The organism is Herbiconiux sp. L3-i23, from assembly GCF_023734115.1.
Taxonomy (GTDB): Bacteria; Actinomycetota; Actinomycetes; order Actinomycetales; family Microbacteriaceae; genus Naasia.
In genome coordinates this window covers 766976-784784 of record NZ_AP025737.1, presented here as the reverse complement: position 1 = coordinate 784784, position 17809 = coordinate 766976, and the positions used below count along the sequence as shown (strand labels likewise).

The 17809-nt window shown below is 70.3% G+C and carries 17 protein-coding genes; 6 read left to right on the top strand and 11 right to left on the bottom strand.

The annotated features are described in order from the left end of the window. Positions 1-12 precede the first annotated feature (12 nt). Both NGH83_RS03695 and NGH83_RS03690 read left to right on the top strand, forming a co-directional pair. The gene (locus NGH83_RS03695) at positions 13-522 is read left to right on the top strand and encodes a GNAT family N-acetyltransferase (RefSeq protein ID WP_251857721.1); all 510 of its coding nucleotides are present in this window, start codon (positions 13-15) and stop codon (positions 520-522) included. A gap of 10 nt (positions 523-532) precedes the next feature. After that, positions 533-844: a hypothetical protein gene (locus NGH83_RS03690; protein ID WP_251857720.1), complete on the top strand. Its 312-nt coding sequence runs from the start codon at positions 533-535 to the stop codon at positions 842-844. A gap of 33 nt (positions 845-877) precedes the next feature. Here NGH83_RS03690 and NGH83_RS03685 read toward each other — a convergent pair whose 3' ends face one another. Further along, positions 878-2386, bottom strand: a complete 1509-nt coding sequence (locus NGH83_RS03685) for a methyltransferase (RefSeq protein WP_251857719.1) — start codon at positions 2384-2386, stop codon at positions 878-880. A 140-nt stretch (positions 2387-2526) separates the two neighbouring features. On the opposite strand from NGH83_RS03685, the gene NGH83_RS03680 reads away from it, so the two are divergent. Both NGH83_RS03680 and NGH83_RS03675 read left to right on the top strand, forming a co-directional pair. Continuing rightward, the gene (locus tag NGH83_RS03680; RefSeq protein WP_251857718.1) at positions 2527-3189 is read left to right on the top strand and encodes a TMEM175 family protein; all 663 of its coding nucleotides are present in this window, start codon (positions 2527-2529) and stop codon (positions 3187-3189) included. A gap of 9 nt (positions 3190-3198) precedes the next feature. Continuing rightward, the gene (locus NGH83_RS03675) at positions 3199-3690 is read left to right on the top strand and encodes an FBP domain-containing protein (protein WP_251857717.1); all 492 of its coding nucleotides are present in this window, start codon (positions 3199-3201) and stop codon (positions 3688-3690) included. An 18-nt stretch (positions 3691-3708) separates the two neighbouring features. Here NGH83_RS03675 and NGH83_RS03670 read toward each other — a convergent pair whose 3' ends face one another. From NGH83_RS03670 to NGH83_RS03660, 3 genes are read right to left on the bottom strand one after another with little or no spacing between them, the layout of a single operon-like run. Beyond that, on the bottom strand, positions 3709-4152 hold the full coding sequence (locus tag NGH83_RS03670; RefSeq protein WP_251857716.1) for an SRPBCC family protein: 444 nt from the start codon (positions 4150-4152) through the stop codon (positions 3709-3711). Between the two features lie 3 nt (positions 4153-4155). Continuing rightward, positions 4156-5613: an NAD(P)/FAD-dependent oxidoreductase gene (locus NGH83_RS03665; protein WP_251857715.1), complete on the bottom strand. Its 1458-nt coding sequence runs from the start codon at positions 5611-5613 to the stop codon at positions 4156-4158. Positions 5614-5667: 54 nt separating this feature from the next. Then, complete coding sequence (locus tag NGH83_RS03660; RefSeq protein ID WP_251857714.1) at positions 5668-6081, bottom strand: VOC family protein; 414 nt, start codon at positions 6079-6081, stop codon at positions 5668-5670. 109 nt (positions 6082-6190) lie between these two features. Between NGH83_RS03660 and NGH83_RS03655 the strand changes: the two genes are divergently transcribed. Further along, complete coding sequence (locus NGH83_RS03655) at positions 6191-6820, top strand: TetR/AcrR family transcriptional regulator (RefSeq protein ID WP_251857713.1); 630 nt, start codon at positions 6191-6193, stop codon at positions 6818-6820. A gap of 4 nt (positions 6821-6824) precedes the next feature. Here NGH83_RS03655 and NGH83_RS03650 read toward each other — a convergent pair whose 3' ends face one another. After that, the gene (locus NGH83_RS03650; RefSeq protein WP_251857712.1) at positions 6825-8168 is read right to left on the bottom strand and encodes an MFS transporter; all 1344 of its coding nucleotides are present in this window, start codon (positions 8166-8168) and stop codon (positions 6825-6827) included. Between the two features lie 142 nt (positions 8169-8310). On the opposite strand from NGH83_RS03650, the gene NGH83_RS03645 reads away from it, so the two are divergent. Beyond that, positions 8311-8742: a glyoxalase superfamily protein gene (locus NGH83_RS03645; protein WP_251857711.1), complete on the top strand. Its 432-nt coding sequence runs from the start codon at positions 8311-8313 to the stop codon at positions 8740-8742. On the opposite strand, the gene gatB is transcribed toward NGH83_RS03645, so the two are convergent. The 6 genes from gatB to ligA form a co-directional block, all read right to left on the bottom strand. Then, on the bottom strand, positions 8727-10259 hold the full coding sequence (gene gatB / locus NGH83_RS03640; protein ID WP_251857710.1) for an Asp-tRNA(Asn)/Glu-tRNA(Gln) amidotransferase subunit GatB: 1533 nt from the start codon (positions 10257-10259) through the stop codon (positions 8727-8729). The genes NGH83_RS03645 and gatB overlap by 16 nt on opposite strands. Next, positions 10259-11854 carry an Asp-tRNA(Asn)/Glu-tRNA(Gln) amidotransferase subunit GatA gene (gene gatA, locus NGH83_RS03635; protein ID WP_251857709.1) on the bottom strand — a complete coding sequence of 532 codons (1596 nt, stop codon included), beginning with the start codon at positions 11852-11854 and terminating at the stop codon, positions 10259-10261. Before gatA ends, gatB begins: the two co-directional genes overlap by 1 nt. After that, on the bottom strand, positions 11855-12154 hold the full coding sequence (gene gatC / locus NGH83_RS03630; protein ID WP_251857708.1) for an Asp-tRNA(Asn)/Glu-tRNA(Gln) amidotransferase subunit GatC: 300 nt from the start codon (positions 12152-12154) through the stop codon (positions 11855-11857). A gap of 60 nt (positions 12155-12214) precedes the next feature. Next, positions 12215-13411 (bottom strand): alpha/beta hydrolase, encoded by a 1197-nt coding sequence (locus NGH83_RS03625; RefSeq protein WP_251857707.1) that lies wholly within the window; start codon positions 13409-13411, stop codon positions 12215-12217. A gap of 171 nt (positions 13412-13582) precedes the next feature. After that, the gene (locus NGH83_RS03620) at positions 13583-15403 is read right to left on the bottom strand and encodes an alkaline phosphatase family protein (RefSeq protein WP_251857706.1); all 1821 of its coding nucleotides are present in this window, start codon (positions 15401-15403) and stop codon (positions 13583-13585) included. Then, the gene (ligA, locus tag NGH83_RS03615) at positions 15381-17678 is read right to left on the bottom strand and encodes an NAD-dependent DNA ligase LigA (RefSeq protein WP_251857705.1); all 2298 of its coding nucleotides are present in this window, start codon (positions 17676-17678) and stop codon (positions 15381-15383) included. Before ligA ends, NGH83_RS03620 begins: the two co-directional genes overlap by 23 nt. Positions 17679-17809: the final 131 nt, after the last annotated feature.

Genomic DNA, 17809 nt, shown 5'->3' with positions numbered 1-17809 from the left:
CAGAATGGCGGCATGCCGATCTCGCTGCACCCCGCCCCGTGGGACGACGTCGATGCCGCTGCGCTGCGCGCCGCGCAGCGCGCCGAGCTCGACTCCCGCTACGGCCGCTCCGACCACGAGCCCGGCACTGCGCCGTCGGCGGCCGACATCGACTTCTTCCTCGTCGCCCGCGTGGACGACGGAGCGGCCGCCGGCTGCGGCGGGCTCCGTCGGCTCGACGAGACGAGCGCGGAGATCAAACGCATGTACGTGCGCCCCGAGAACCGCGGCTCCGGGGTCTCGACGGCGATCCTCCGCGAGCTCGAAGCCGAGGCGCTGCGCCGCGGCTGGAGCACCCTGCGACTCGAGACCGGCACGGAACAGCCCGACGCGATCCGGTTCTACGAGCGCGAGGGGTACAGGTCGATCGATCCGTTCGGCTCCTACATCGGCTCACCGATCTCGGTCTGCTACGAACGGGGGCTCGGTGCGCCCGGGGAACCCACGGGTCGAGCGGAGCGGACGCACATCCCGCGCGCTTAGCGTGGCGGGCATGACTCACGGGAACGCAGAGGATCTCCAGGCAGACCATTCGAACGAGGAGGGCGTCGAACAGCACGCCGAGAAGGACCTCGACGAGAAGGACGTCGCCTACTCCCCCGCCAGCGAGACCGAGACGGCCGCCAAGCAGGCGTCGTCCGGCGCCGGGGCCGACGCTCCCGCGACCCACAGCGACGTCGACGACGAGAGGGTGAAGACCCTGCCCGGCACCGGCGGACCCGACGATGTCGGCGAGATCGAGGTCGACCCTGACGACCTCGACCTCGGCGGATCCGAGTTCCCGGGGCACGCGCGCTCGAACTGACCCGCGACCGCCGTTCATCGCAAGGGCGAGCGCTCAGGCGGGCAGCAGCATCGCGTCGCCGAGCAGTCGGCGGACCTTCGGCAGCAGCTCGGCGGCGAGCTCGGCCTCGTCGACCTCGAGCAGGTCGGCGAGCGCCGCGACGATCTGGCCGACGCTGAGCTCGCCGTCGCAGGCGCCGACGAAGCCGGCGAGGGCGGTGTCGAGCGGCATCGTCCGCCCGAATCCGCCGCCCTGGCGCAGATCCATCGCGGCGGGATGCTCGTCGCCCGGCCACAGGTGCCGCTGCTCGGTGACGTCGGGCGCGACCTGCAGGCGCGCGTGCCGCAACTCGCCGTCATCGCGAGCCGCCTGCCAGTCGTGCCCGTCGAGGCTCGCGCCGAGGTGAGCGCCGAGACCTGTGGGATTGGCTCCGAGCGCGTCGGGAAGCACCTCGTATCGACGCAGCGTGACCCCGTGACCGTCGGATGGGCGGCGCAGCAGCAGGTAGCCGAACCCGACCGCGGTCACGCCCCGCTCCTCGAAGTCGTCGAGCCACGCCTCGAGCAGGCCGTCGTAGCGGGGATCACCGGGCCTCGTGCCCCCGTCGCGGATCCAGGTCTCGGCGTACTGCGCCGGGTCCTGCCGCTCGCGCTCGATCACCCAGGCGTCGAGCCCTGCCTCGTCGACGAAGCGACGCACGCGGTCGAGGCCCTGCTCGCGACCGCGGTACTCCCAGTTGCCGAGCAGCTGGGCGATTCCGCCCGGCTCGAGCACGTCGGGCAATCCGCGGATCACGGCTTCGACGATGCCGTCGCCGACCATGCCGCCGTCGCGGTACTCGTAGGCGGGGATGCCGCCGACCCGCGGGGTGATAACGAACGGCGGGTTCGAGATCACCCGGTCGAAGCGCTCCCCCGCGACCGGCGCGAACAGATCGCCGACCCGGACGTCGAGCGCGACCTTGTTCAGTCCGCCCGTGAGCCGGGCGAGCCCCGCCGCACGTTCGGAGATGTCGGTCGCGACCACGTCGTCCGCGTAACGGGAGGCGTGCAGGGCCTGGATCCCGGAGCCGGTCCCGAGATCGAGCACCCGTCTCGCCGGACGCGGAAGCTGGAGCCCGGCGAGCGTCAACGATGCACCGCCCACGCCGAGCACGTGCGCCTCGGGCAGTTCGCGACCGAGGGCGATCTCGCCGAGGTCGGAGGCGATCCACCATGTGCCGGCGCCCTCGCCGTCGATGAACGCATACGGGCGCAGGTCGAGCCGCGGGTGAGCCACGGCATGGTCGACCGCGACGAGGCCGAGGGCGACCGCACCGTCCAGCCCGAGAGACGGCAGCGCCGCACGCGCGGCCTGCTCGCCCACCGGCAGCCCGAGCACGAAGAGCCGGGCGAGAGTCGCGAGCGGTGTCGGTTCGCTGCGGTCGAGCACGCGGCGGGCGGGAATGCGGTTGCCCCGGGCGAGTGCCGCATCGGCATCGTCCCCCCACAGTGCGCGGATGGCGTCGACGTCGAAGCCCGCGCTCTCGAGATCCGCGCGCAGCGCATCGACGGAATGACTCATCGGGGTGTCCTCTCGGTGGGCGACGCTCGTACCCACCCGTCGATTCTTCCCGATGTCCGATGTCACGATCCCGGTGTCCGCTGATGACGGGTGAGCGGGGCGGGATGTGCGCGGCGAGCCGCTCATGGTTTGCTTGTGGGATGCCGAGCGAGCCCCGCACCAGGTCGCACCGCGAGGCGTACGCCTCCTCCCGTGGGCTCGACCGTGTCGTGTTCTTCACCGACGCCATCGCCGCGATCGCGATCACGCTGCTGATCCTGCCGCTCGTCGACCTCGTCCCCGAGTCGGCGAGCGACGGACGATCCCCCGCCGAGTTCTTCGCCGACAACTGGCCCGAGGTGTTCGGGTTCGGGATCAGCTTCCTCGTGATCTCGCGGCTCTGGTACGCCCACCACCAGCTCTTCGAACACGTCCGGGCGTACACCGGCCGGCTCGCCCTGCTGAGTGTCGCGTGGGCGTTCACCATCGTGGTCCTGCCCCTGCCGACGGCGATGACGGCCGAATTCGAGCCGTCGCACTTCACGGTGGGGTTCTACATCGGCACGATGCTGCTGAGCAGTGCGCTGCTCACGATCATGACTTTCCTGATCCACCGCAACAGCGACATCGAGGCGCCCGAGAACCCCGTGACGAGGCGGGTGCTCATCGGCAGCGTCACGATCACGTCCCTGTTCGCGCTCGCCCTGCTGATCGGCGTGCTCGCGACCGACGTCAACTACTGGTCGCTCTTCGTGCTGCTGCTCGCCGGGCCCGTCGGCTCGCTCCTCGAACGGCTTCTTCCCGGGCAGCGCGACGTAGGCTGAGCGGCGACGATGCGACCCCTCACCGAATCCGAGATCCGAAGCTCCTTCGTGAACGCGACGCAGGGCGAAGCGAACAGGGCCACGCTCCCCGGCCTGCACGAGGTGCTCTGGGACGAGCGCGAATACCTCGGCTGGCGCGACCCGCGAGCACTGCAGCGCGGCTACATCGTGCAGTGGCGCGACGAGCGAGCGGTCGGCATGGTGCTGCGTGCCGCCGAATCGCCGATGCGGGGCGGGTTCGCCGCCATGTGCTCGCTCTGCCACACCCCGCAGCCCGCCAACCAGGTGTCGCTGTTCTCGGCGCCGCGCGCGGGCGACGCCGGACGCGAGGGCAACACCGTCGGCACCTACATCTGCGCCGACCTCGCCTGCTCGTTGACGATCAGACGGGTACCGCCGAAGCAGGACATGCAGCCCGATCCGGCCGAGATCGTGGAGCGCCGCATCAGCACCCTGCGCACTCGCCTCGCCGCGTTCACCTCCTCCGTGCTCGCGGTCTGAGCGCGGCCGGCCTCGCGCTCAGCGCTTCGCGGCGCCGCCCTCGACGAGGTAGGCGAGGCGATGCAGCGTCTCGCGGTTGCGCAGACGCAGGCCGAGGTCGCGGATCACCTTCGGCACCAGACGTCCGGGCCCCTCCGCGGCGTCCTCGTCGATGCGGACGACGCAACCGGCGCCCCTCGCCTGGACGCGGATCACGACCCGTGCCTCGCCGATCGGCCACCCCCTCGCCTGCAGCACCGCTCGGCGCGGCGGATCCCACTCGAGCATCTCGGTGTTGTCGTCGAGCAGGACCGGCCAGGTCCCGAACGAGTGGTGCAGCTTCGCACCCTCGGACGGCCACGACTCGTCGACGTCGCGCATCCGCGAGGCCCCGACCACCCAGTTCGGGTAGAGCCAGCCGTCGCCGAGCACGACGAACACCGCTTCCGGTGCGGCGTCGATGTATGCGGTGTTGGTCGCCACGGATCAGCTCCTCTCCGGCGCCAGCGACGGCGCTGTGGTCATCCCGAACTCGTCCCGCAGTGCGGTCAGGGCCGCGTGCCAGCCGGCCATCCCGTGCACGCCCGGCCCGGGTGAGGCCGAGGCCGATGCGAGGTACACGCCTTTCGCCGGCGTCCTCCACGGCGTCCACGACACCACGGGACGCGCGAGCAACTGACCGAAGTCACCCGCCCCCGAGGCGATGTCGCCGTCGACGTAGTTGGGGTTGTACACCTCGATGTCCGCCGCGCTACTGCTCGTCGAGGCGAGGATCGTGTCGCGGAACCCGGGCGCGAAACGTTCGACCTGGCGGATGATCGCCTCGGTGGGGTCTGCGGTCGATCCGGCGGGCACGTGGGTGTAGGCCCAGAGCACGTGCCGGCCCTCGGGAGCACGCGTCGGATCGAAGGCGGTCGGTTGCGAGGCGAGCACGTAGGGGTCGACGGGGTGGCGTCCCCTCGCGACGTCGCGCTCGCTACGTGCGAGTTCGGCACGGGTGCCGCCGATGTGGAAGGTGCCGGCCCCGGCGAGCTCGGGCCGACGCCACGGCACCGGATCGGATAGGGCGAAGTCGACCTTGGCGGCCGCGTTGCCGAAGCGGACACGACGGATGCGGTCGGCGTACCGCGTCGGGAACCGGCGTCGCGCGATGCGGACCATGCCGCGGGCGCTGGTGTCGAAGAGGGCCACCCGGTGCCGCGGCAGTTCGTCGATGGCCGTCACCTCGGTGCTCGTCTCGATGCGGCCGCCGTGGGCGAGGAGGTCGGCGGCGAGCGCGTCGACGATGCTGCGGCTGCCGCCGATCGGGATCGGCCATCCCTCGCCGTGCGCGTAGGTCGCGAGCGCGAGCCCGGTGGCCGCCGAGCCGAGAGTCGGCATCGGTTGCACCGCGTGGGTCATGACGCCCGACAGCAGGGCCGGAGCGATGTCCTCCCGCCACCGGAGGTTCCAGGCGGGGCTGCCCTGCTCGAGGGCGCGCAGTCCGAACAGCGCGGTGACGATCGGATGCTCGACCGCGCGCACCAGCGCGCTGCCGGTCACCTCGGCGAGCGCCTGCTGACGCGCGACGAGCGGGGCGAAGATGCTCCGCCACGCTGCCCCGTCGCGTCCGAGCGCCTCGGCCGTCGCATCGATGTCGCGATAGGCGAGACCGGCCCTGCCCCCGTCGAGCGGCTGAGCGTAGGAGAGCTCGGGCACGACGAACGGGATTCGCTCGCTCAGGCCGAACTGCTGGAAGAACGGCGACGCGAACGCCATCGGATGCACGGCGGAACAGACGTCGTGCAGGAAGCCCGGCAGCGTCGTCTCGGCGGTGCGCGCCCCGCCGCCGATGACGGGACCGCGCTCGAAGACCGTCACACCGAGCCCGGCGCGAGCGAGGGTCACCGCGGCGGCCAAGCCGTTGGGCCCGGCCCCGACGATGACCGCGTCCGTTCCGCTCACGCCTCCGAGTCTGGCATTCCCCACCCGGACGTTCTCCGAACGGTCAGGATCCGCTCAGCCGGCGTCCGGTCGCCGCGCTCCGGTGTCGACGACCGAGAGCACGTTGCCCGCCGGGTCCAGGAACCAGGCGATGTCGGGGCCGGTGTCGGGACCGCCGCGGACGATCCCCTTCTCGTCGGTCGGCGGCGCACCGTCGCCGCCGTCGTAGATCTTCGTCTTCACTCCCTGCGCATTGAGCGAGTCGACCGCTTCGTCGATGTCGTCGACCTCGAAGTTGAGCACGGTGAAGGTGGCCGCCTGGTGGTCGTCCTTCGGGTAGACGAAGGCTGCTCCGCCGCCGGGGAGTCGGAGCCCGAAGCCGCCCATCTGCGGCTCGACCTCGAGCCCCAGCACGTCGCGGTAGAAGGCCATCGACTCGTCGATCTTGTTGGAAGAGAAGCTGCTGAACGTGGAAGCTGCGGAAAGCATGAAAAGATCTCCCGTCTGTGATCAGTCACCGATCGCATGATGTTTACACTGTCAACAGCAGGCTACGCGCTCTGCGCACCTCGCGCACGCGCCGAAGGGGTCTCGTCTCGTGAGTGAAGCAGCTCCACGAAGCACCTATCGCCACGGCGATCTCCGGCAGGCCCTGCTCACCGAAGGGATCGCGCTCGCTCGGGAAGGCGGCCCCGATGCCGTGGTCCTCCGCGAGGCGACCCGTCGGGTAGGAGTGTCGCCGAACGCCGCCTACCGTCACTTCGCGGACCGCGCCGCCCTGCTCGACGCCGTCTCCGCCTCGGCGCAGGGGCTCGCCGCCGATCGCATCGAGGCCGACTGGGCCCTCGTCGACGACGCCGACCCGGCGCTCGCCGCGCGAGCGCACCTCCGGGCCGTCGGCACCGGATACATCGGCTTCGCCCGTGAGGAACCCGGGCTCTTCCGCGCCGCGTTCTCGGTGCCGCACGACCTGCGCGAGGCCTTCTCGCCCGACAAGGCCGGCGCGGCGGGGCGCACCCCGTTCCAGCTCGTGGCCCGCGCACTCGACGAATTGGAGGAGGCCGGTGTCGTCTCCCCCGAGCGGCGCCGCAACGGCGAGTTCCTCGCCTGGTCGGCCGTGCACGGCCTCGCGATGCTCGTCATTGACGGCCCGTTGCGCGGACTCACCGCCGAGATGATCGACGACGCGGAGCGCCGCCTGCTCGACATGGTCGACCGGGGCCTCTGACGCGTCAGGACTGCGCACCTCCGGGTGGCGGCGGCTCCCCTGCGTCCGTCCCCGTGTCTGTCATGGATGTCGCCTTCGATGGCGCCCGATCGAGCGGGTTGCGGATCTCGTCCTGCGGCAGCCGTGCGATGAGAATGGTCGCGACGGCCAGCACGGTCGGCACCAGCGCGGCGACGACGAAGGTGACGGGCACCCCGATCGCCTCGCCGACGGGCCCGGCGAGCGCCATCGACACCGGCATCAAGGCGATGGAGACGAAGAAGTCGAGGCTCGACACGCGGCCGAGCATCGCGGCCGGCACCCGACGCTGCAGCAGCGTGCCCCAGATCACCGACGCGGCCTGGAAGGTGAATCCGGTGATGAATACGGCGACGGCCATCAGCCAGAGCTGATCGGTGTAGCCGATCACGACGAGAGGGATGCAGCCCGCTCCCCACAGCAGGTTCATCAGGGTGAGGTAGCGCCGCGGCAGCGGAAGAGACGCCACCACGATGGAGCCGATCGCACCACCGATGCCGAAGCAGGCGAGCACCAGCGCGAAGGCGCCGGCCCCGCCGCCGGTCTGGTCGCGGACGGCGAAGGGCAGCAGCACCTCGATCGGCCCCATCACGACGAGGATCATGAGACAGGCGAAGATCAAGGTGGCGAACAGCCAGGACGTCTTCACCATGTAACGGAAGCCCTCGCCGATGTCGAGGAAGGTCGCCCGCAACGGATGCATCGCGGTCTCGGACTTCTCCCGCCGCACCGGCGTCGTCGCCATCGACGCGAGCACCACGGCGGCGAGCACCTGCGAGCCCGCGATCACGCAGAGGGCGACGCCCGGCGGGGCGAAGGCGAGCAGGGCACCGGCGAGAGCCGGCCCGCCCGCCTGCATGATCGTCGGCCGCAGCACGCCCTCGACGCCGTTCGCGGCGAGCAGCTGCTCGGCGGGGAGCAGGCTCGGGAGCCACGCCGAGTAGGCCGGGTAGAAGAACCCTTCGGTGACGCCGTACACGAACGCGACCACGGCGAGGTGCCACACCTCGAGAGTGCCCGAGAGCGAGAGCCCCGCCGCGGTGCCGATCGCTGTCGCCTTGACGGCTTCGACGGCGACGAGGATGTACTTCTGCGGGATCCGGTCGGCGAGGGCGCCACCGAAGAGCACCGTGACGACCATGCCGACCGCGCTCGCGGTCGCGACGATCGACAGGTCGACCGGGCCGCCGCCGAGCGCGATGACCTGCCACACGAGCGCGACGACCCACACGCCGGCACCGAGGAGCGACAGGGTCAGCCCGAGCACCAGGCGCCGATACTGAGCGATCGTGAAGGGCTGCAGGGCGCTGGGAAGTCTCGATTCGAGCACCGGCGCCCCTTCCCTCGCATCGCGCGACCCGTGCGACGTCAGTCCATTGTGCCCGGCAACCTCCGACAACGGAGGGGATGTCGAAGCGGACAGGATCCGTCCTCTTCAGTGGATACCGTCCGCTCAACGAAGGGACACCATCATGGATTACAAGATCGAACTCGTCTCCATCCCGGTCACCGATGTCGACCGCGCTCGGGACTTCTACGTCAACAAGGCGGGCTTCGTGCTCGACCACGACAGCACCGTGAACGACGATCTGCGTTTCGTGCAGCTCACCCCGCCGGGTTCCGCCTGCTCGATCGTCCTCGGCCGGGGTGTCTCGGAGATGGCGCCCGGCACCCAGCTCGGAGTGCAGATGGTCGTCGCCGACATCGAAGAGGCGCAGCGCGAGCTGCGCGGGCGCGGCCTCGACATCGGCGACATCGACGAGCAGCAGTGGGGACGCTTCCTCTACTTCGCCGACCCCGACGGCAACACGTGGGCGTTGCAGCAGCTGCCCGACTACGCCTCCGCCGAGTGGCAGGAGGCGCAGAAGGAGCTCATCGACAACCGGCCTCAGGCCTCCGGCTGAGCCGCCGCCCGCTCGATGACGAGCTCGCGCACGCGCGCCGCGTCGGCCTGACCCTTCATCGCCTTCATGACGGCGCCGATCACAGCGCCGGCGGCCTGGACCTTACCGTCGCGGATCTTGCCGAGCACGTCGGGCTGGGCGGCGAGGGCCTCGTCGATCGCGGCGATCAGCGCGGTGTCGTCGGACACGACGGCGAGGCCGCGAGCCTTCACCACCTCGTCGGGTGAGCCCTCGCCGGCGATGACGCCTTCGAGCACCTGACGAGCCAGCCGGTCGGTCAGTTCTCCGGTCTCGACTAGCGCGATGAGTTCGCTGACGTGCAGCGGGGTCACCAGGGTGCCCGCCTCGACGCCGCGCGCGTTCGCGACGCGGAGGATCTCGCCGAGCCACCACTTGCGGGCCTGCGCGGGCGCGGCCCCGGCGGCGACCGTCTGCTCGAGCTCGACCAGGACGTTCGCGTTGATGATGTCCTGGAATTCTGAATCGGTGAAGCCGTACTCGCTCTTCAAGCGGCGACGGAAGACCGCGGGCGACTCGGGCAGCGCGGCGCGCAGCTCGGCGATCAGCTCCTTCGACGGCACGACCGGCAGCAGGTCGGGCTCGGGGAAGTACCGGTAGTCGTCGGCGTCCGACTTCGGGCGCCCGGGACTCGTCGTGCCGGTGTCCTCGTGCCAGTGGCGGGTCTCCTGCAGGATCGAGCCGCCCTTCTCGAGGATGGCCGCCTGGCGCTGGATCTCGTACCGGACCGCGCGTTCGACGCTGCGCATCGAGTTGACGTTCTTGGTCTCGGTGCGGGTGCCGAGCTTCTCCTGTCCGCGGGGGCGCAGCGAGACGTTCGCGTCGCAGCGCAGGTTGCCGCGCTCCATGCGCGCCTCCGAGACGCCGAGCGAGCGGACGATGTCGCGGATCGTCGCGACGTAGGCCCGCGCGAGCTCGGGCGCGCGCTTCTCCGCTCCGAAGATCGGCTTCGTCACGATCTCGACGAGCGGCACTCCGGCACGGTTGTAGTCGACGAGCGAGTACTCGGCGCCCTGGATGCGTCCGGTCGAGCCGCCCATGTGGGTGAGCTTGCCGGCGTCCTCCTCCATGTGCGCGCGCTCGATCGGCACGGTCACCACGGTGCCGTCGTCGAGCTCGACCTCGACCTGCCCCTCGAAGGCGATGGGCTCGTCGTACTGCGAGATCTGGTAGTTCTTCGCGAGGTCGGGGTAGAAGTAGTTCTTGCGGGCGAACCGGCTCGACGGCGCGATGGTGCAGCCGAGCGCGAGGCCCAGCGAGATGGAGTAGCGGACCGCCTGCTCATTCACGACCGGAAGCGATCCGGGGAGGCCGAGGTCGACGGTGGCGACCATGGTGTTGGGTGCCGCGGACGCTCCCGACGACCCCGCCGCAGCGGGGTTCGGCGCCGGGGAGAACATCTTCGTCGCGGTTCCGAGCTCGACGTGCACCTCGAAGCCGAGCACCGGCTCGTACTTCTCGAGGGCGAGGTCGAAGTCGAGCAACTCGTCGGTGGCCATCAGAGAGTTCCTCCCTCGGGCTCGGTCCCGAAACCGGGAGCCGGCGAAGCGTGGTCGGGGATGCGCCCGAGCGGGGCGTGCGCCGCGCCCTGCGCGGGCAGCAGGTCGAGGAGCGGTCGCGTCCAGGTGTCGTTCAGGATCGCTTCGAGGGTCGCGCCGAACCGGTAGAGGCGCGCGTCCTCACGGGCAGGAGCCATCACCTGCAGCCCGACGGGCAGGCCGTCCTCGGGGGCGAGCCCGATCGGCAGGCCCATGCCCGGGATGCCCGCGAGATTGGCGGGGATCGTCGTGATGTCGTTGAGGTACATCGCGAGCGGATCGTCGATCTTCTCCCCGAACCGGAACGCGGTCGTCGGGGCCGACGGTGAGACCAGCAGGTCGACCTTCTCGAACGCGGCGTCGAAGTCGCGCTGGATGAGGGTGCGCACCTTCTGGGCGCTGCCGTAGTAGGCGTCGTAGTAGCCGGCCGACAGCGCGTAGGTGCCGAGGATGATGCGGCGCTTCACCTCGGGACCGAAGCCCGCTTCTCGGCTGGCCGCCATGACCTGCTCGACGGTGCCGCCGCCCTCGGGGTTCACCCGCAGGCCGAAGCGCACCGAGTCGAACTTGGCGAGGTTGCTGGAGGCCTCGGCGGGGAGGATCAGGTAGTACGCGGCGATCGCGTACTCGAAGTTGGGGGCGCTGACCTCGACGATCTCGGCGCCCGCCTGCTCCAGCAGGGTGAGCGCCTCGGTGAAGCGCTGGGTGACGCCCGCCTGGAAGCCGTCGCCGCCGAGCTCCTTGACGACGCCGATGCGCAGGCCCGACAGCGCCAGGTTCTCGGCGCCGGCGCGGGCCGCGTCGGCGAACGAGGGCCAGAGCTGGTCGAGCGAGGTGGAGTCGTGCGGGTCGTGGCCGCCTATGATGTCGTGCAGCAGCGCCGCGTCGAGCACGGTGCGGCTGACGGGGCCGACCTGGTCGAGCGACGAGGCGAGCGCGATCGCGCCGTAGCGCGAGACGCCGCCGTAGGTCGGCTTGACGCCGACCGTGCCGGTGACGGCGGCGGGCTGACGGATCGATCCGCCGGTGTCGCTGCCGAGCGCGAACGGCGCCTCGAACGCGGCGACGGCCGCGGCGGAGCCGCCGCCCGAACCGCCGGGGATGCGGGAGTGGTCCCACGGGTTGCGGGTCGGACCGTATGCCGAGTACTCGGTCGAGGACCCCATGGCGAACTCGTCCATGTTGGTCTTGCCGAGTGGGATGAGGTTCGCCGAGCGCAGCCGCGCGACGACGGTGGCGTCGTACGGCGGGATCCAGCCTTCGAGGATCTTCGACGCGGCGGTCGACGGCATGTCGAGGGTGCAGAGCACGTCCTTGATCGCGACCGGCACACCGCCGAGGGGGCCGACGTCGTGGCCGTCGGCGCGCAGCTGGTCGACCTCGCTGGCGCGCTTCAGCGCGGCCTCGCCGGCGACGTGGAGGTAGGCGTGCAGTTCGCCGTCGACGGCGTCGATACGGTCGAGATGCGCCTTCGTGGCCTCGACCGACGACAGTTCGCCGGCGGTGAGCTTCGCGGCGAGCTGCGCCGCGGTGAGGGACGTGATGTCGTTCGTCATCTACTGCTCCTCCCCCAGGATCGCCGAGACGCGGAAACGCCCGTCGGCGGCGTCGGGTGCGCCCGAGAGCGCCTGCTCATTGGTGAGGATCTCGCCGACCACGTCGGGTCGCAGCACGTTCTGCAACGGGATCGGGTGACTTGTCGCGGGGACGTCGGCCGTCGCGACCTCGCTCACCTTGCGGACGTTGTCGACGATCGAGGCGAGCTCGGTGGAGAGATGGGCGATCTCGTCGGGCGTCAGCGCGATGCGCGCGAGACCCGCGAGGTGTTCGACCTGCTCACGAGAGAATTCAGACACCGCTCAAGTCTAGGCGCGCGGCGACGGCCGCTTTCGATGCGCGATCGGAGGGCGCCCTGCTCACTCCGCGAGCAGGGCGAGGGTCTTCAGCTGGTCGTCGGAGGTGCCCTCGGTGACGAAGTCGCCGCGGTCGATGCCGATCAGCGAGAGGTTGCGCAACGACTCGGTTCCGGGCTCGAGGTACCAGTCGTGACCGACGGACGCCGACAGTGCCGCCCCGGTGACCGGGTCGGCGGCGCCCGAGACGCTCATCCGCTTCGCACCGAACGACGGAGCACTCGGGTCGATGCCGAAGAAAGCGGAGTTGACGAAGGGGTCCCACGGCGCCTCGCCCACCCACACCCGGTCGTCCGGCACCGCGAGCCCCGACACGTCGCTCACGTCGCCGCCCGGGGATCCCATCATCGCGAGCGCGTCGATCGACATCCATCCACGGCTGAGCGCGTAGGTGGTGGCGGTCGCTCCATAGGAGTGGGCGAAGACCGAGATGTACGGCTCCGCTCCCGGACGCAGCGACTTGATGCCGTTCACGAACGACGACAGAGCGGTGGCGCCCGCCTCGGCGAGGTCGAGGCCGATGGCGTTCGTCACATCGGGGGTCTGGTAGCCGATCCACGAGACGGTGGCGACGGTGCGCTCGTCGTCGAACGTGCTCTGCCACGCCTCCTGCTCGGCGTAGAGGTCGGCGGTGACCTTCGTCCACTCGGACATGTGTTCGCGCACGGACAGCAGCGCCCCGGGAACGAGCACGCTGATGAAGTCGGCCTGCTCGAGATCTCCGAGCGCGACGGCGGCCTTACCCGGGAACTCGGTATCGAGCACGATCAGACGCCGTTTCGGGGTGCCGTCCTCGCGGTCGAGCGACTCGTCGATCTCGTTGAGCATCCGAAGGGTCTGCGCCGACTGCACGGCCGCCGCCTTGCCCATCCCGTTCGTGAGCGCGGAGCCGATGTCGCTGATCCGCTCGGCGAGCACCGCCCGGTTGACCTCGTCGCGGACGTCGAACGGCACGCCGTCGAGGTTGCCGACGAGCACCGGGTCGTCCTCGATGAGCTCGGCCTGCCTCGCGGAGCTCAGGCTGTTCCACCACGTCTCGGTCTCGGGGGCGGCGGGCGGCGGGGTCACCAGATCGCCGAGTCCGTCCGCGTCAGCGGTGGCGTCGGCGGCCGCGGCGATGAGCGGCGGGTGCGGCGCGGTCGTCGCCGCGCCGAGCGGCAGAGCGAGGGCGAGGAGGAGGGCTGCGATGGCCGATGCCACAGGCGCCTCCTCTTCATCCGGTTCCGCCCCACGGTTCCGACGGGGCAGCCCGAAGAAGGGCGACCGGTGGCCGTCCTCGGAGTGCGGGCTTGTCCCCCATAGTAGGGACAGCTCGACCCCCGCGAATAGTCCCCCGAATTCTGAGGAAGTGCCGAGCCTTCGAGGCGACGCTCAGGACGAGCCGAAGATGTCCTGTCCACGCTTGGTGAGCAGCTCGTACGCCTGCTGATAGGTGGTCGGAACCACGTCGCCCGGCTTGCCGTACTTCGCGATCAGCATGCCGACCAGACCGACTCCGGGAGGGCTGAGCGGTCGTTCTTCGCTCGCGGCATCGAAGGGCAGCCCGCTCTCGGGATTCGCCGGCACGTACTGGGGACTGGTCTGCGGCCAGCTGCTCGGATCGCGTGGCGTCGTGAGGTTCGTAGCGTTGTCGATGGTGGGGGCGCCGCTATCGCGAGCCGTCAGCGGCGGAAGACCGTACTTCGTCGTCAGGGTGCTGATGACCGAGCCGTGGTGCATCGGGTCGTGGATCACGCTGTTCTTCGCCGTGTACGCCGAGATGGCGATCGCCGGAACCCGGACTCCGAGCCGATCGAAGGTGAAGCCCATCTCGCCGGGTGCGCCGTCGCCAGGGGGCGTCGCGGCGGGCGGCGGAACGTGGTCGTAGATGCCGCCGTGCTCATCGAAGGTCACGAGCAGCATGGTGTTCATGGCGTTGGAGCCCGAGGTGCTGCCGCTCGCGCGGACCGCCGAGTAGATCTGGTGCAGCAGCGCCTCGCCGGCGCGCACGTCGGAGACCGCGCCGCCCGAGACGATCGTGCCGTCGACATCGGTCTCGGTCAGCGGACCCACCGGCGGGTGCATGTCGTTGTGGTCGTAGACCATGCGCGGCTCGACGAAGGAGTAGGCCGGCAGGGCGCCCTTCGCGACGTCATCGTAGAACTGCGACATGGTGCGGAAGTTGGTGGTGAAGTACTGCTCGATGGCGGGAGCGTGGATGAATCCCGTCATCGAGACGATCTGCTTCTCGTCGTAGTAGACGGCCCAATCGATGCCGGCGTCGGAGAGCCGGTTGAACACGGTCGCGGCCGCGTTCTTCTCGTCGAACCACTTCTTGTAGCCGCCGTCGCCGCTGTTGGTGACGTAGCCGTGCGAGGTGGAGGCGTGGAAGAACGAGCGGTTGCCGAACGTCTGCGACGGGACCGCGCAATGCCAGCTGTCGTAGACCGCGAAGTTCTTCGCGAGGGTGGAGAACACGGGCAGCATCTGCGGGTCGAACGCGCCCATGACGACCGAGTACTCGTCTTCGGTCGGCTCTTCGCCCTGGTGGTCGGCGACGTAGTTGTTGATGTAGTCCTGCAGGAAGCCCGTCATGGAGGGCGACGATGCGTCGCTCGGCGCGTTGAACGGCGCCGTCATGTGCAGCACCTTCTTGTGCCGGTTGTCTTCCGGCGACACGGTGCCGAACAGCTGCGTGTTGACATGCGGGAACTCTTCGCCCGGGTCGGGGCGGGGACTCGACATGATGACGTCGGTGTTGCCGGTGTAGCGGTGCACGGCGACGGTGTGCCCTTTGGCCGTGGTGTTGGAGTGCTCGCTGGTGAGCCCGTCGAAGCTCTGCCCGGCGGGCAGGCCGCCGTCGGCGTACAGGTAGCCGAGGATGTTGTCGAACGACCGGTTCTCGTACATGACGACGACGAGGTGATCGAAGCCGGGGCCGTCGGCGCGCGGAGGGAGACTTCCCGTCGGCGTCGGGACCGGGGCGGGCGCCTCGCCGGCGGGTCGGCCGAGCGCCGAGATTCCGAAGGCGGCCGCCGCGCTGGCGGCGACGCCCGCGGCGCCGAACCCGGCGAACTTCAGGAAGTTGCGCCTGCTCGACGACCGCTGGCCGTGCTGCTCCCCCGAGTTCGCTCCGGCACCCGCACCACTGCCCGCGTCGGCAGCCGCGTCGGCAGCCGCGTCGGCGCCGTCAGTCGGTCGGTTCGAGTCCATCGGGGCCCTCCTGCAGAAGTACGGCGAATTGGGCGGCGTCGATCACTCGGACTCCGAGCTGCTCGGCCTTCGCCAGCTTCGAGCCGGCTCCGGGCCCGGCGGCGACGAAGTCGGTCTTCTTGCTCACGCTTCCCCCCGCCTTGCCGCCCGCCGCGATGATCGCCTCGACGGCGCCCTCGCGGCTGAATCCGTCGAGGCTACCGGTGGGGACGACGGTGAGCCCGGAGAGCACGCCGCCTTCCACCGCAGCGGCGCCGGGTCCGGGATGGCCCGGGGTGCCGAGCTGCACTCCGGCGGCGGCCCACCGGTCGAGGATCTCCCGGTGCCAGTCGACCTCGAACCAGTCGAGCAGCGCGTCGGCGATGATCGGGCCGACGCCCTCGACGGCGGCGAGCTCGTCGCGGCTTGCGGCACGCATCGCGTTGATGGAGCCGAAGTAGTCGGCAAGCGCCCGCGCCGCCACCGGGCCGACGTGCCGGATCGACAGGGCGACGAGCATGCGCCAGAGCTGCTGGGTCTTGGCCTTCTCGAGGTTCGCGACCAGATCGATCGCACGCTTCGACGGCACGGACGCGGCGTCGCCCGCGAACTGCTCGGCGTCGGCGTCGAACTCTCCGTCCTTCTTCGCGCGTCGACGACGGTAGGGCGCCAAGCGCTTGGGCTCGCCGTTCTCCTCGATGAGCATGCCGGTCTCGGCGTCGCGGACGAGCACCTCGATGGGGAAGAGGTCGGCGAGGGTGAGTTCGAACAGGCCCGCCTCGGTGACGAGCGGCGGCTCGGCCGGCACGACCGGCTGCGTGAGCGCGGCCGCACCGACCTCGCCGAGCGCCTCGATGTCGAGTGCGCCGCGAGAGCCGACGTGCTCGACGCGTCCCCGCACCTGCGCGGGGCACGACCGCGCGTTGGGGCAGCGCAGGTCGACGTCGCCCTCTTTCGCCGGACGCAGCGGGGTGCCGCATTCGGGGCAGCGCTCGGGCATCACGAACTCGCGCTCGCTGCCGTCGCGCAGCTCGACGACGGGTCCGAGGACTTCGGGGATCACGTCGCCGGCTTTGCGGAGCACGACGGTGTCGCCGATCAGCACGCCCTTCTGCTTGACGACCTGCTGGTTGTGCAGGGTGGCCTGGCGCACGGTCGAGCCGGCGACGAGGGCCGGCGTCATGACGGCGAACGGGGTGGCGCGGCCGGTGCGCCCGACCGAGACGACGATGTCTTCGAGCTTCGTGTGCACCTCTTCGGGCGGGTACTTGAACGCGATCGCCCAGCGCGGCGCGCGGGAGGTGGCGCCGAGTTCGACGTGCAGCTGCAGGTCGTCGACCTTGACGACGACGCCGTCGATCTGGTGTTCGACGCCCGCGCGGGCCTTGCCGTAGCGCTCGATGTAGCCGATGACCCCGTCGATGTCCTCGAAGACCCGGAAATGGGTCGAGATGGGCAGCCCCCACTCGGCGAGCAGCGAGTACACGCCCGATTGCGAGCTGATGGGGGTCTCGTCCTCGATCTCGCGGACCGGCCAGGCTCCGATGCCGTGCACGAGCATCCGAAGGCGTTGCAGCCGGTCGCGCATCAGCTCGAGCTTCGCGGGCGACTTGCCCTCCTCCTTCTGGCGGAGCGACCCGCTCGCAGCGTTGCGCGGGTTGGCGAACACTCGCTCGCCCGCCTCGGCCTGCCGTGCATTCAGCTCGTCGAAGAGCTCGACGGGGAAGAAGATCTCGCCGCGGATCTCGACGAGATCGGGATGGTCTTCTCCGCGGAGCCGTTCGGGGATGGACCCCATCGTGAGCACGTTCTGGGTGACGTCCTCGCCGACGACGCCGTCGCCGCGGGTGGCGGCGGAGACGAGGACGCCGCGCTCGTAGCGCAGGTTGATGGCGAGCCCGTCGATCTTGAGCTCGGTCAGGTACGCGACGCGCGTGTCGCCGGAGTCCCGCTCGACCTTCGCCGCCCACGCCCGCAGCTCCTCTTCGCTGAAGACGTTGTCGAGGCTCAGCATGCGCTCGGCGTGCTCGACCGGCGCGAAGAGCGTCGTCTCGGCGCGACCGCCGACGGTCTGCGTCGGGCTGTCCTGACTGCGCAGCTCGGGATGCAGGGTCTCGAGCTCGTCGAGTCGTCGCACCATCGCGTCGTACTCGGCGTCGGTCACCGGCGAAGAGTCGTGCTCGTAGTAGGCGTCGCGCAGTTCGAGGATGCGCCGGGTGAGTTCGCGCACCTCTGACGCTGCGGCTTCGATGGCGTCGGGGATGGAGTCCGGCACCGGGTCCTGCACGTCGGTCATCCCGACATCAAACCGCAGACCACCGACATGTCGCTGAGGATTCCGCGCACACGATGTCGGCACTGGGCTCGCCGGACGTGTGTCGTTCGACCGTAGCCCCGTGCCCGACCGATACGTTGCAATAGACCGAG